Origin of the sequence: Delftia sp. 11MD, from assembly GCF_050907895.1 — a bacterium.
Lineage (GTDB): Bacteria > Pseudomonadota > Gammaproteobacteria > Burkholderiales > Burkholderiaceae_C > Comamonas > Comamonas tsuruhatensis.
Genome location: NZ_CP194333.1, coordinates 1,905,855 through 1,919,816, shown reverse-complemented (window position 1 = coordinate 1,919,816; position 13,962 = coordinate 1,905,855). Strand labels below are relative to the sequence as shown.

The 13,962-nt window shown below is 65.1% G+C and carries 6 protein-coding genes, 4 tRNA genes and 1 riboswitch; of the genes, 7 read left to right on the top strand and 3 right to left on the bottom strand.

What is annotated here, in order from left to right; genetic code table 11:
- Nucleotides 1–6 precede the first annotated feature (6 nt).
- Nucleotides 7–2,574 (bottom strand): ribonuclease R, encoded by a 2,568-nt coding sequence (gene rnr, locus ACRSCF_RS08600; RefSeq protein WP_017404495.1) that lies wholly within the window; start codon nucleotides 2,572–2,574, stop codon nucleotides 7–9.
- Between the two features lie 34 nt (nucleotides 2,575–2,608).
- Here rnr and ACRSCF_RS08595 point away from each other — a divergent pair.
- The 4 genes from ACRSCF_RS08595 (at nucleotide 2,609) to ACRSCF_RS08580 (ending at nucleotide 3,417) form a co-directional block, all read left to right on the top strand.
- Nucleotides 2,609–2,693, top strand: a tRNA-Leu gene (locus tag ACRSCF_RS08595).
- Nucleotides 2,694–2,853: 160 nt separating this feature from the next.
- A tRNA-Leu gene (locus ACRSCF_RS08590) sits at nucleotides 2,854–2,938 on the top strand.
- Between the two features lie 154 nt (nucleotides 2,939–3,092).
- Nucleotides 3,093–3,177: transfer RNA gene (locus tag ACRSCF_RS08585), tRNA-Leu, on the top strand.
- 155 nt (nucleotides 3,178–3,332) lie between these two features.
- Nucleotides 3,333–3,417, top strand: a tRNA-Leu gene (locus ACRSCF_RS08580).
- A 153-nt stretch (nucleotides 3,418–3,570) separates the two neighbouring features.
- Here the strand turns inward: ACRSCF_RS08580 and ACRSCF_RS08575 are convergent.
- Together ACRSCF_RS08575 and ACRSCF_RS08570 are read right to left on the bottom strand one after the other, a co-directional pair.
- A complete protein-coding gene (locus ACRSCF_RS08575) occupies nucleotides 3,571–6,195 on the bottom strand; it encodes a DUF349 domain-containing protein (protein WP_043792014.1) in 2,625 nt (874 codons plus the stop codon).
- A 154-nt stretch (nucleotides 6,196–6,349) separates the two neighbouring features.
- Nucleotides 6,350–10,162, bottom strand: coding sequence for a DUF748 domain-containing protein (locus tag ACRSCF_RS08570; protein ID WP_324623017.1), 3,813 nt, complete (start codon nucleotides 10,160–10,162; stop codon nucleotides 6,350–6,352).
- A gap of 767 nt (nucleotides 10,163–10,929) precedes the next feature.
- Between ACRSCF_RS08570 and ACRSCF_RS08565 the strand changes: the two genes are divergently transcribed.
- From ACRSCF_RS08565 to nrdR, 3 genes are all read left to right on the top strand, one after another.
- A complete protein-coding gene (locus tag ACRSCF_RS08565; RefSeq protein ID WP_016447496.1) occupies nucleotides 10,930–11,850 on the top strand; it encodes a lytic transglycosylase domain-containing protein in 921 nt (306 codons plus the stop codon).
- A 136-nt stretch (nucleotides 11,851–11,986) separates the two neighbouring features.
- Nucleotides 11,987–12,162: riboswitch (ZMP/ZTP riboswitch) on the top strand.
- A gap of 34 nt (nucleotides 12,163–12,196) precedes the next feature.
- On the top strand, nucleotides 12,197–13,444 hold the full coding sequence (gene glyA / locus ACRSCF_RS08560; RefSeq protein ID WP_016447497.1) for a serine hydroxymethyltransferase: 1,248 nt from the start codon (nucleotides 12,197–12,199) through the stop codon (nucleotides 13,442–13,444).
- A gap of 22 nt (nucleotides 13,445–13,466) precedes the next feature.
- Nucleotides 13,467–13,922, top strand: a complete 456-nt coding sequence (nrdR, locus tag ACRSCF_RS08555) for a transcriptional regulator NrdR (protein ID WP_012206755.1) — start codon at nucleotides 13,467–13,469, stop codon at nucleotides 13,920–13,922.
- Nucleotides 13,923–13,962 lie beyond the last annotated feature (40 nt).

The window sequence follows — 13,962 nt, the reverse complement described above, 5'->3', positions numbered from 1 at the left end:
ACGCCCTCAGGGCTTGCGCCGGGGCTTGGATGTCTTGCCTGCCACCTTGGACTTGACGGCCCCCAAGGCCTTCTTACCCAAGGCGCGCAGCGCCTGCACCGGCGATGGCGGCGGCAACTGCGGCAGACCGTGGTCAGCATCGACGGCGACAGACTTGCGCGCTTCAGCCGCCCTGCCCCTGCGGGAGGCGCGTGCCGCAGGTGCGGAGGAACCCGGCACCACGGCCGGCTCACTCACGTCGCTTTGACGCACTGGCGCGGCCGGGCGGGACTGGGCACTCGCATATTCAGCCTCCAGCGCGGCCAGGTTCACGCCCTTGACCATGGCCTTCTTGGACGCCTTGCGCCCCTGCTTGCCGGAAGACACCGCGCCGTCGGATTCAGACCGGGCTCCGCCGGCACCGCCGGAGTTACGCTGCGCACGCTTTTCCTTGGCGTCGCGGCGCCCCCATTTTTCGCCCTGATGGGCTTCCGTGCGCGCCGGCGCCCTGCCGGAACGACCCGAAGCCGGCTGCTCTTCGCCGTCGCGCACCAGGCGGAAATCGATGCGCCGGCCATCCAGGTCCACACGGCTGACCTGAACGCGCAGCCGCGTACCTATGCCGTAGCGGATGCCCGAGCGCTCGCCCCGCAGTTCCTGGCGCGCCTCATCAAAGCGGAAGTAGTCCCCCCCCAGCTCGGTGATGTGGACCAGACCCTCCACATACATGGCATCGAGCGTGACGAAGATGCCGAAGGTGGTGACCGCAGAGACCACGCCTGCGAACTCCTCCCCCAGATGCTCACGCATGTACTTGCACTTGAGCCAGGCCTCGACATCTCGGCTGGCCTCATCGGCGCGGCGCTCGTTCGCGCTGCAGTGCAGGCCTGCAGCCTCCCAGGCCTGGACCTCGGCGGCAGGCGCGCGCTTGCGCGGCTTCTGGCCGGGTGCACTGACACGCGAGGCCAGACGCTTGGCCAACTTGGCTTCGGCCTCTCCAGGCGTGGGCAGCTCGGGCAGGCGATAGTGCGTGCCTTCAAGCTCGGCCTTGATCACGCGGTGCACGAGCAAGTCGGGATAGCGGCGAATCGGACTGGTGAAGTGCGTATAGGCATCGAAGGCCAGCCCGAAGTGGCCCGAATTTTCAGGCGTGTAGAAGGCCTGCATCATCGAGCGCAGCAGCATGGTGTGGATCTGCTGGGCATCAGGCCGGTCCTTGGTGGCATTGGCAATGGCCTGGAATTCGGACGTGGCCGGATTCTCGCCAAGCGCCATACCCACTCCCATGGCCTTGAGGTAGTTGCGCAGGATGTCCTGCTTCTCCAGCGAGGGCTTGTCGTGCACGCGGAACAGGCCAACGCGGCCGCTGTGCTCGATGAAGTCCGCGCTGCAGACGTTGGCGGCCAGCATGGCCTCCTCGATCAGCTTGTGCGCCTCGTTGCGCGTGCGCGGCACGATCTTCTCGATGCGGCCGTTCTCGTCACAGACGATCTGCGTCTCCGTGGTCTCGAAGTCCACGGCGCCGCGTGCTTCGCGCGACTTGAGCAGCGCCTGGTACACCCCATGCAGATTCAGCAAGTCGCCCACGCGATCGGAGCGCTTGGCAGCCTCCGGGCCACGCGTATTGGCCAGGATGGCAGCCACCTCGTTATAGGTGAAGCGCGCATGGCTGTGCATCACCGCGGGGTAGAACTGATAGGCATGGATATCGCCCTTTGCAGTGATCAGCATGTCGCAGACCATGCACAGGCGATCCACATCGGGATTGAGCGAGCACAGGCCATTGCTGAGCTTCTCGGGCAGCATGGGGATCACACGGCGCGGGAAATAGACGCTGGTGGCACGGTCATAGGCATCGATATCGATGGCACTGCCCGTGGTCACGTAGTGACTCACATCGGCAATCGCCACCAGCAGGCGCCAGCCCTTGCCGCGCCCAACCTTGGCAGGCTCGCAGTAGACGGCGTCGTCGAAGTCGCGCGCATCCTCGCCATCGATGGTGACCAGGGGCACATCGGTCAGATCGATGCGATTCTTGCGATCGGCAGGCCGCACCCTGTCCGGCAGGGCCTTGGCCTGTGCCAGGCAGGCATCGGAAAACACATGGGGCACGCCGTACTTGCGCACCGCAATCTCGATCTCCATGCCGGGATCGTCGACCTCACCGAGCACTTCAATGATGCGCCCCACGGGCTGGCCGAACAGTGCAGGCGCCTCGGTCAACTCCACCACGACCACCTGCCCGATCTTGGCCGAACCCGTCGCGTTGGCAGGGATCAGGATGTCCTGGCCATAGCGCTTGTCTTCGGGAGCGACCAGATACACGCCGCTTTCCTGCAAGAAGCGGCCAATGATGTTGTGCGCAGGCCGCTCGATGATCTCGACCACGCGGCCTTCAGGCCTGCCGCGGCGGTCCTGCCGCACGATGCGAACCTTGACACGGTCCTTGTGCAGCACCGCACGCATTTCATTGGGAGGAAGGAAGATGTCGCCTTCGCCGTCATCACGGATGACGAAGCCATGTCCGTCGCGGTGCCCCTGCACACTGCCCCCGATTTCGTCGTTCGCGTCGGCACTTTTTGCGTGAGGGTTCATTTTCTTGGTATACAATCTAAATCTTTCCTGAGATGCCCAGGTGGCGGAATTGGTAGACGCACTAGTTTCAGGTACTAGCGGGTAACTCCGTGGAGGTTCGAGTCCTCTCCTGGGCACCAAGTTTAACGACAACCTGCAGAGGTTGCGGTGAACTGAGGAACTATCTTCGCAAGAAGGTGGCTCCCTGGCTTCATGACTTGGCCGATCACAGTCTCAAGAAAAAAATCGAAGATCAGGACTTCGCTGCAAAAAAATGCAGTAGAATTTCAGCTTCAGCAAGCCCAGGTGGCGGAATTGGTAGACGCACTAGTTTCAGGTACTAGCGGGTAACTCCGTGGAGGTTCGAGTCCTCTCCTGGGCACCAAACATGAAAAGGCCGTTACACATGCAACGGCCTTTTTCTTTGCCGTTTCCGAAAAGCGAGGTCACGCGCCTCTCGCCAGAAAAATTTCACGAAAATCTTTGCAAACCTGCCCGGCACATCGCTTTCGCGCTATATAATTTGCGTACTCTGAAATGCCCAGGTGGCGGAATTGGTAGACGCACTAGTTTCAGGTACTAGCGGGTAACTCCGTGGAGGTTCGAGTCCTCTCCTGGGCACCAAACATGAAAAGGCCGTTGCACATGCAACGGCCTTTTTCTTTGCCGATCCCGATAGTCGACGGGCCCGCGCTTCACACCGCAAAAAGTTCACGAAAATCTTTGCAAGCCGGCCCGGCACGTCGCTTTCGCGCTATATAATTTGCTTACTCTGAAATGCCCAGGTGGCGGAATTGGTAGACGCACTAGTTTCAGGTACTAGCGGGTAACTCCGTGGAGGTTCGAGTCCTCTCCTGGGCACCAAACATGAAAAGGCCGTTGCACATGCAACGGCCTTTTTGCTTGGGTGCGTACACGGATGCCTCCATCCCAAGCACCATCAGGTATCGGCAGGGCCAAAAAAAAAGGGAGCCGACGGCTCCCTTTCTTGACGATGAGGGTCTCAACCCCACCCCGTCACTTGCGCAGCAGTTGCTTGAGCACGTTCTGCAGGCGGCGTGCGGTGGCGTCATCGCGTGCCGATGCCAGCACCCGCGCGGCATCGCTGCCCCAGGTTTCCTGCGGGGCCGGATCGTTGCGGCGCGTCAGCAGTTGCAGCTGCAGGGCACGGCGGGCGCTCAGATGCTCTGCAGGCGTGGGCACGTCGGCAGCCATTTCAAGGCGCAGCAGGGCTTCACCCGCATCACCCTTGGGCGCCTGGGCCAGTGCCTGCGACCAGGCGTTGCGCACTTGCGCAGACACGCGACCGCCGAGCTGCTGGGCCGCCGGAATCTGCGTAGCGTCACGCGATTCCCAGGCCGCCATCAGCTGGGTCAGCGCTTCGCCATGGGCCTGGGCCGCGAGCTTGCGCAGAGCGTCCTGCGCATGCTCCATGGCTTCACGCTGGGCACGGAAGGCCGGATCGGCCAGGCGCGGACCGCGCTCTTCACGCGGTTCGCGGCCAAAGCGGCCATTGTCACGGTTGTCGCGTCCGTCCCTTCCATCGCGGCCACGGCCACCGTCGCGGCGGTCGCCAGGACGGGCAGCGCGCGCACCACCCTCTTCCTTCTTCATGCCGGGACGATCATCCCCGCGCACGGCAACCACGGGGCGCACCGGCGCCGGCTTCGCTTGCGATTCTTCCGAGCCGGCCGCAGCCACTGGCGCCTGTTCCGGCTGGGCAGCGTTGACGGAGGCATCGGCACGGCCGCGCAGCGCCTGCTCCAGAGCCTCCACCGCAGCGCGGATTTGCTGCACGTCACCCGATGTGTTGGCAGCTTCCACGGCCTGCGAAGCCTCCAGTACGCGGCGGTCATGGTCGCTGAGCTGCACGGCTGCGGCCCGGGAACCACGCTCGCTGCCCTTGCGGTTGAAAGCCTCGTCCAGGGGCTTGCGGAAGGCGTCCCACAGCTTTTGCTCGTGCTTGCGATCCAGCGGCACGGCCTGTGCCTCGGCCTGCCAGCGCTGCTGCAGTGCCTTGACGGCATCGATGCGCAGGCTGGGTGCGGCGCCCAGCGCCGTGGCCTCGTCGATCATGGCGTGGCGGCGCTGCAGGCTGGCCTTTTGCGCAGCATGCAGCGGAGCCTCGGCCAGGGCCATGGCCTGCTTGAACTGGGGCTGCAGCTCGGCAAACAGTTTTTCACCGATATGACCGCTCTCGCGCCAGCGTTCAGCGAACTGGCGCAATGCGCGGGCCGCACCCTTGAGATCTTCGCTGGCGGCCTGCTGCGCTGCCCAGGCCTTGATCTCTTCGATCAGCGCCAGGCGCTGTGCCTTGGACTGGGTGGTTTCCGTGCGCAGCTTGTCGTGCCAGGACTCGACCACCTTGTGGGCCGCGTTGCAGGCTTCGTCAAACTTCTTCCAGAGAGCGTGGTTGGCCGCGCTGCCCTGGTCGGCCAGCTTCCACTGCTCACGCAGGCTGCGCAGGGATTCCTGGATCTTGCGACCGCCCAGCGCCTGGCCTTCAGGACGGTTCAGCAGAGCTTCCGCCTTGGCAACCAGCTCCTCACGCAGCTTGTCTGCGTTCTGGCGCGGCCAGCCTTCGGCTTCGCCTGCTGCCAAGAGGGCCTCGTGCACCTTGGTGACCAGTGCGTCGTCCACCAGACGACCATGGGCCTTGATGGCGGCACGCACGGCTTGCACGGCAGCGGAGCCAGCCTTGCTTTCGCCAGCAGCCGTCTCGGCCTGGAGCTGTTCCAGCGCCTGGGTCAGGGCAGCGCTGGCGGCAGCCACCTGCTCAGGCGACGTCTTGGCCTTGGGCTGCGCTGCGCTGCGGCCGGCAGGCGCTGGCTTGGACGGCTCGGCGGCCGCTGCCTCGGGAGGCAGGCCACGCGCCACACGCAGTTCATCGGCCCACACGGGCACGGTGGGCAGCGGGGCTGCTTCGTCCGCTGCGGCGGCCTCGGTCAGCGCAAGGGCAGACTGGAAGGCATCCCAGACAAGGATCAGCTGTGCGCTGGCGGCTTCCAGCTGGGGCGGGAAGCGTCCATCCACGCTGGCCCAGTTGGCATCGCCGGTGAGCTCGCCGGCCTGCTCCTGCCAGCGGGCCACGTCGGCGCGCAGGTTGTCGAGCACAGCCTGGGCGTCGCGCCATGGCTTGGTGGACAGGACTTCGATGCGCTGGGCCAGCAAGACAGCCACTTCGCGCTGGACCTGCACGCGATGCTGCAGTTCCTCGATGGCCTTGACGCGCTCGGCCAGTTGGGCCTTGTACTGCGACAGCGGCTCACGCGACAGCGGGGCGCCTGCCTTGGCGGCGTCGCGCTGCCAGGCGATGGCGTCGGCGGCATTGAAGGGCGATGCGACCAGCAGTGCCTGGGCCTTTTCAGCCCATTCCACTGCGATCTTTTCCTGGTCCTTGGTGCGGCGGATTTCATCCAGACGCTCACGCACGGCGCGGGCCGCGCTCTTGTCGCGCGCGCTCAGCTCCTTGAGGACGTCCTGCAATTGCTCGACCGAAGGCTGGGTTGCCAGCCAGTCGCGGATGCGCGAGGCGCGATCACCCGAGGTTTCGGCGGAGAAGGCACCGCCCGTGAGCACATCCAAGGGGTGTTGTTCAGGATTCTTGGCAGAAGCAGGGCTCACTTCAGGTGCATCGGACATGGTGCTGCGGGGGGAAAGAGAAGACATGAATCAATCGTTGAATGCCTGGCTGCCGCGGGCCGCCAGACGCGGCCGGCCGGGCTGCATGCGGGCATGCTAGCCGGGCCGGGAAAACCATATTCTCGCCGTTATTTGAAGCGGAGCCAAAACCGGGCTACTGTGCGGACAGGCTGAGCAGGGCGCGCGGGCTCCATTCCTGGTCGTCGGAATCCAGTTTCGGGGCCCCGAGAAACAGGCGCTCGAGCGGCAACTGCTGCTGCGCCAGATAGTCGCGAACGGCCACGCCGCGCGCCAGCGCCAGCTCGCGCATGGCATCGTCGGGCACGGTGATCTGCTCCAGCAGCAGGCTGCGCATCTGGTCGGTGGGCAAGTCCTTGGCCATGCCGATGACATTGCGCGGCTTGGCAAAGTCGGCACGGCTGTAAAGCGCCTTGGTCAAAGCCGGCACTTCGGCAGCAGGCAACTCGGTCACCGATTCTGCCGATTTGCCCTCGCGCAGCACCTGGCGGCGTTTCTGGGCCAGCAACAGGCGGTCGAGTTCGGCCTGCTTCCAGGCCTCCTTGTCCTGGGCCTCGCGCGCCTCGCCGATCACGGTGAGCCTGAGGGCCGGGCGCTCCTTGAGGGAGGCGACCACCTTGTCCAGGCTTTCGCGGGCCTTGGCATCGATCTGGGATCGGCCCGGCGCAAAGGCCACCACGCCCGACTCGCTGCTGCCACCAAATGCGCCCGACAGCAGCGAGAACGGCGAGGTGACGGCCTTCATGATCAGGTTGCCGATGATCTTGAAGATGACTGGCGCCAACCTGAATTGCGGGTCGTTGAGCGAGCCGCTGACCGGCAGGTCCAGGTCGATGACGCCGTTGCGGTCGGCCAGCAATGCCACGGCCAGGCGCACGGGCAGCGAGGCCGGCGCACCTTCGACGGCTTCGCCGAAGGTGAGCTGGTGCAGCACCAGCTTGTTGCGCGCCGTGAGCTGGCCATCGGGCTCGATCTTGTAGCTGACATCCATGCTGAGCTTGCCGCGCTCGATGCCATGGCCCGCGTACTTGATGGAGTACGGCGACAGCGGCGGCAGCTCCAGATCGCGCATCTGGGCGCGTATGTCCAGGGCCAGCGGCTTGGCCAGCGGATTGATCTGGCCGGTGATCTCCAGCGAAGCCGTGCCCTGGGCGCGGCCGCGCAGCTCCACATCCGCCAGTTGCGGCCCCTGCTCCCCGGCCGGCTGTTCGGACGAGAAGGCGCTCAGGCGGCCGGCCAGCTCGCTGAGGTCAGCCGAGTAGTTGGGCTGGATGAAGTAGTCGGAGAACTGCACCTTGCCGCCCGTCAGCACGATGGGGCCGATCTTGATGACCGGTGCAGGCCCGGAAGCGGCCTTCGGCGGGACGGGCTCGGCAGGAGCCGCCGCGCCATCCGCAGCCGGCGCGGTGTTTTGCTCCAGGGACTGCTGAGACTGGGCCGACTTGACGATGTCCTGCAGATTGATGCGGCCATTGCGCTGCACGATCACGCGTGCAAAGAAGTCGCTGAGCGCCGTCTCGCGCACGCTCAGGCGCAGTGGCTGGGCGGGCTGCATCTGCAGGTCCAGGCCACGCACGGCCAAGGTTTTCCAGGCGACGAGTTCATCGCGCAGGCCCAGGCCCAAGGCAGCCGATCGAGCCTTGGCCCGGTCGGCCGTGGATTCGCTGAGCACGGCTGCCACGGCGCCTGCGGCCGTGCTGGGTGCGCCCTGCCCCGCAGCCTCACCCCCGGCTTGCACGGGCGAGGCCAGCGCGGAACGCATGCGCAGATCCACCAGTTCGACATCGCCCTGCACCATCAGCTCGGGGCCGGCAGGCTGGCTGGCAAAGCGCAGCTGACCCAGGAAATTGCCATCGGCGCGCACCAGCTCCACATTGAGCATGTCGGCAAAGTAGGGCTCCAGCGCGTGCAGCGGCAGGCTGCGCGCCTGCAGCCTGCCCTGAAGCGACAGTGGCGCCAGTCCCAGATCGCCGCGCAGGCTCAGCGATCCTGCCTGGACACGCCGGCCCGAGCCGACCTGAGCGGACAGCTCCAGCGGCGTGGGCGCGGACTTGGCCGCCAGCGGCTCGATGGCGCCCAGGCGCAGGCGCAGTGAACTCAGATCCAGGGACACGGTGCGCGCCGAATCGGCGTTGCGCACGGGCGCTTCGTCACGCAGCGCAACGGCGCCACCGTCCACTTCCACGGCCTGCAGCCTCAGACCCCAGGGCCTGGGCTTGTCCTTGGCGGGGTCCGGCGTCGCAGGAGCCGAGGATGCGGGTGGCAGCCATTGCTCATACATCCACCGGCCCTGGGCGTCGCGCGACACGCCCAGCTGCGGCTTTTGCAGCGCCAGGCGCCCCACGGAAACCTGCTGGCTGGCCAGATTGACCTGTACCTGCTCCAGCTGCAGGCGCGCGATGTCGACCGGCGCGGCCTTGTCCTTGAGGCTCAACTGCTCCACGCCCAGTTCGGCCACCTGCACCACCATGGCGGAGCCGCTCCAGCCCAGGCCGGCGTCGGTGCTCAGCAGGCCGGTCAGCTCCGGCTTGAGATGGGCAGACAGATACGGCGCCGCCAGTTGCAGAGGCAACTGGCGCGCGGAGACGGCCAGTTGCCCCTGCCTGTCGGTCATGGCGCCGCTCAGCCTCAGTTCGGCGGGTTTTGCACCCTCTCCTGCCGCTGCAGACTGCACCTGCATGCCGGCATCAAATTGCAAAGGCTGCTCCAGCGGCCAGCGGACATCGCGCACTTCCAATGACAGCTGGCGCGCCTGCAGCGCCGCACCCGACTGGCCTGCGCCGGGCGACGCATCGCGCCAATGCACCGTGGCATCGGAAATGGCCAGCCTGTCCAGGCTCACCCTCCAGGGCTGGGGCGCATCGGAGGCAGGCTTTTCCACTGCCGGCCTGGAATCGGAGGCAGAGCGACTGCCCATCGCCATCCAGTTGATGCGGCCTTGCGCATCACGGGCCGCGAAAATCTCTGGAGCGCTCCACTGCACGGACTCCAGCTCCACCACCGACTGCAGGGGCTGCACGTTCTTGAGCACGGCCGCCAGGCGCTCGAAACGCAGCAGGGGCGCCTCATCGCGGTCAAGCAACTCGGCACCGGACAGGCTGACCTCGCCGGTGATCCGCACCACGGCCTGCTCGGCCTGCTCAAAGGAGATGTGCAGATTGGTATCCAGCACGCCGGAGCGCGGCTTGACGGGGGCATTGGCGGGCACATAACCCAGGTAAGGCGTCAGGTCCACGCCCTGCCAGCTCAGATCGACGGCCGTCTGGCGCTGGTCGGTGAAAGGCGTGCTCTGGGCACTGGATTCAAAGCGGCTGCCGTTGAGTGCGAAGGACAGGTGCGGCAGCACCTTGATCTCGCGCTTGGACTCCAGATTGCTGATGAACGGCAGCTTCAGCTGCAGCTGATCCAGCATGTGCTCACGCTGCTGGACATCGTCCTGCAATTGCACGCGGCCGTCGCGCAGCGCAATGTTGTACAGCGCAAAGCCCAAGGGCTTGGCCGGCGGCGTATCGCTGGGCTCGGCCAGCCGGGCCAGCACATCATCCACATCGAAGTGCCCCAGGCTCTGCTGCGTGAGGCGCAGCACCGGCGCATCGACCTCGATGGCATCCAGGACAGGCGCCAGCCTGAAGAGGGACTGGATACTGGCATTCACATAGATGCGGTCGACCTGCAGCTGTGGCGACGACGGCGCGGGTTCTGCCTGCCCTGCGCCCGCCGTCTGGCTTTTGGCAATGCGCAGATCACGCAGGGTCAGCTCCAGCGACCAGGGCCGGAACTCCACTGCCCCCACATGGACCTGGCGACCCAGCTTGGCCGATGCCTGCTTTTCCAGCTGGCTTTTGGCGACAACGGGCACCAGCGCCCACAGCAGCAGCCACAGCAAAAGAAACGCTGCAAAGGCGATGGCCAGCCTGCGCAGCCAGCGGTGCTTGAAGAGAAATTGCATGGGGCTCTAATAACTAGTACGGCGCCATCCTGGACAGAGGACGCAGCGGTGGCTGCATTGCATCAGAAATTGGGCTGGCAGCAAGACCTCAACCCGCATCACCGCACATTTCTTGACGTTGCAGTCACCCTGGAACGACAAAGCCCGGAAGCCTTGAACCGGCTTCCGGGCTTTACGGCAGGCACAAGTCCTGGCCGTTTTCCGCAGTCAAGGAGAGGATGGTCCTTGCTGCTCGGAAGCAAGAGATTGCTTCCAGGAAGGCCGCGGAAGAAGACTTGAACGACTGTGCCCGAACCATCGAACACCACTTTTACCCGTCTTCCACCTTGGCGAGACGACTGCAGGAGCAGTCGCCTCCAATATAGAAGGACGCAGGCCAGGCCTGCCAGTGCTTTTGCATTTCATTGCAATTTCATGAAGCCCTGTACAACCGCCGCAAGCGCCCCACATCGGTAGCACGCAACCTGCTCTCAAACACTCAGAAACTGTGTTTGCATCCATGGTTTATTATTATTCATCGATCTAACAAACACACTTCATAGTGTTGACCGTGTATTTGGTGAACTCCTAGAATCCGCCAGCGCTCGAATAGAGCGTTTTTTGTTTCTGCTGCCTCACGACTGAGCAGATCCCGCAGGCCTACAACGCAATGGTGCACCAAGCGCCAGCCTCCCGGATCCGCAGCACCCAATCCAGGGTGTCAGCCTCACCGGCCTTCGCTTCGGCGAAGGCCGTTTCGGGTTGGTGCCCCTAGAAAGGAAAAAGCTATGCCAGCGTCAGGAAAATTTTTCGCCGCCGCGCGAACGTTCGCCATCGATGTGGCCAACGGTTTTCTTGCCATCATCCACAACAGCTTCGCCCTTCTGGGCCTGGCTGTGGCCTTCCTGGCCATTACCTTGTTCGCCCGTCCCGACCTGCGCGATGCCGGAGAGAGCCAGCTGCGCTCCTGGCTGACCGCTCGCCAGATGGCCGAGCTGGGTGCGCCCGTCGAACTCGCGGCCAGCGACCGCGCGACGGCGACCAACCCGAAGAACCTGCCCAAGGATCAGGCGGCCGTGGCCTTCTGGCTCAGCAAGAAGTACCGCGTGGCGCCCGAGCCCATCGCGGCACTGGTCAGCGAGGCCTACGACCTGGGCAAGGTCAACCGCCTGGACCCGACGCTGATCCTGGCCATCATGGCCATCGAGTCCAGCTTCAATCCGTTCGCGCAAAGTGCTGTCGGCGCGCAGGGCCTGATGCAGGTGATGACCACTGTGCATACCGACAAGTACGAGAACTTCGGCGGCCAGAACGCCGCGTTCGACCCCGTCAGCAATCTGCGCGTGGGCGTGCGCGTGCTCAAGGAGTGCATTGAGCGCGCCGGCTCCATCGAAGGTGGCCTGCGCTACTACGTGGGCGCGGCCAACCTGCCCACCGACGGCGGCTATGCCGCCAAGGTGCTGGCCGAGCACCAGCGCCTGCGCATGGCCGCCGGCCTGCGTGCCGTGCCGCTGATGACCGCCAAGATCGAGCAGCCCAAGCAGGCCGTCCAGATCGCAGCCACCAAGCCGGCCACATCCACGGCCGAGGCAGCCGGACCTGCGGCCTCGGCAGCGTCCGCTGGCACCCCGGCAGTGCCGGTCAGCTCGAGCAGCATGTCCGCGCGCACCGAACAGGTGGCCCTGCAGACACAGGAGCCGGCGCTGTAACCGGAACCACCGACATGGCGCACGAAGCTGGCTAAGGCCAGCTTTTTTCATGCCTGCCTGCACCCGCTGATCTGCCAGGCAGGCGGCTTTGCCAACGCCCCTCGCCTGTCTTCGGCTCCATCAGCTCAGCTACACTAGCGGGGTACGCAACTGGCGATAGGCGCAGCCGCTTCACGCACCGCTGCCGCTGACGTGGAAACCAGCAGAAGGCCTGAAAAGAACCACCTTCTGTGAACCACCGGGGAGCGTACCGCCCAGCCTCCATGCGCACGCGGGATCTGGAGTGTTCCGCCGTTCGCCTGGGCAGCCCTTGGCCTCAAGGGAATTTCAAGTTCACAGGACTGCCATGTTTCAACGCACCAATACCGTCGAGAAGGTCGACGCCGAAGTCTTTGCCGCCATCCAGGCCGAGAACCTGCGTCAACAAGAACATATCGAGCTGATCGCCAGCGAGAACTACTGCTCGCCCGCCGTGATGGAAGCCCAGGGCTCCCAGCTCACCAACAAGTACGCAGAAGGCTATCCAGGCAAGCGCTACTACGGCGGCTGCGAAAACGTCGACGTGGTCGAGCAGCTTGCCATCGACCGTGTCAAGAAGCTGTTCGGCGCCGAGGCAGCCAACGTTCAGCCCAACTCCGGCTCCCAGGCCAACCAGGCCGTGCTGATGGCCTTTGCCAAGCCCGGCGACACCATCATGGGCATGAGCCTGGCCGAAGGCGGCCACCTGACGCACGGCATGCCGCTGAACATGTCGGGCAAGTGGTTCAACGTGGTCTCCTACGGCCTGAACGCCGAAGAAGCCATCGACTACGACAAGATGGAAGCGCTGGCGCGCGAGCACAAGCCCCGCATCATCGTGGCCGGCGCATCGGCCTACGCCCTGGCCATCGACTTCGAGCGCTTCGCCAAGATCGCAAAGGAAGTCGGCGCCATCTTCTGGGTGGACATGGCCCACTACGCCGGCCTGATCGCCGCGGGCGTGTACCCCAACCCCGTGCCCCACGCCGACGTGGTCACCACCACCACGCACAAGAGCCTGCGCGGCCCGCGCGGCGGCGTGATCCTGATGAAGGCCGAGCATGAGAAGGCCATCAACAGCGCCATCTTCCCCGGCCTGCAAGGCGGCCCGCTGATGCACGTCATCGCCGGCAAGGCCGTGGCTTTCAAGGAAGCACTGTCTCCCGAGTTCAAGGCCTACCAGGAGCAGGTCGTGAAGAATGCCAAGGTCGTCGCCGAAACGCTGACGGCCCGCGGCCTGCGCATCGTCTCCGGCCGCACGGAAAGCCACGTCATGCTGGTGGACCTGCGCGCCAAGGGCATCACCGGCAAGGCGGCCGAAGCCGCGCTGGGTGCCGCCCACATGACGATCAACAAGAACTCCATCCCCAACGACCCCGAAAAGCCGATGGTGACCAGCGGCATCCGCGTGGGCACGCCCGCCATGACCACGCGCGGCTTCAAGGAAGAGGAAGCCCGCCTGACGGCCAACCTGCTGGCCGACGTGCTGGAGAACCCCAGCGACGAAGCCAACCTGGCCCGCGTGCGCGCCCAGGTGGCCGAGCTGACGGCCCGCTTCCCGGTCTACGGCGCCTGATTTGAGCGCATAGAGGCCTGCCATGAAGTGCCCGTTCTGCAGCCACCCGGACACCCAGGTCGTGGAGACCCGTGAGGCCGAGGATGGGGGCTTCATCCGCCGCCGCCGCCAATGCGGCGGCTGCGACAAGCGCTTCACCACCTATGAGCGGCCCGAGGTCAGCTTCCCCGCCATCGTCAAGAAGGACGGGCGGCGCATCGAGTACGAGCGCGCCAAGCTGCTGGGTTCGTTCAAGATTGCGCTGCGCAAGCGTCCCGTGAGCACGGAGCAGATCGATGCCGCCATCGAGCGCATCGAGGAACGGCTGCGCAACCTGGGCGAGCGCGAAGTGCTCTCCAGCCGCCTGGGCGAGATGGTGATGCGCGAGCTCAAGCTGCTCGACAAGGTCGGCTACATCCGCTACGCCAGCGTCTACCGCAGCTTCGAGGACGTGGACGACTTCAAGAACGTCATGGATGAAGTCCGCAATCCCGGCTGATCAGGCCGGCAGGACACAAGAAAGCCGCCCTTGGGCGGCT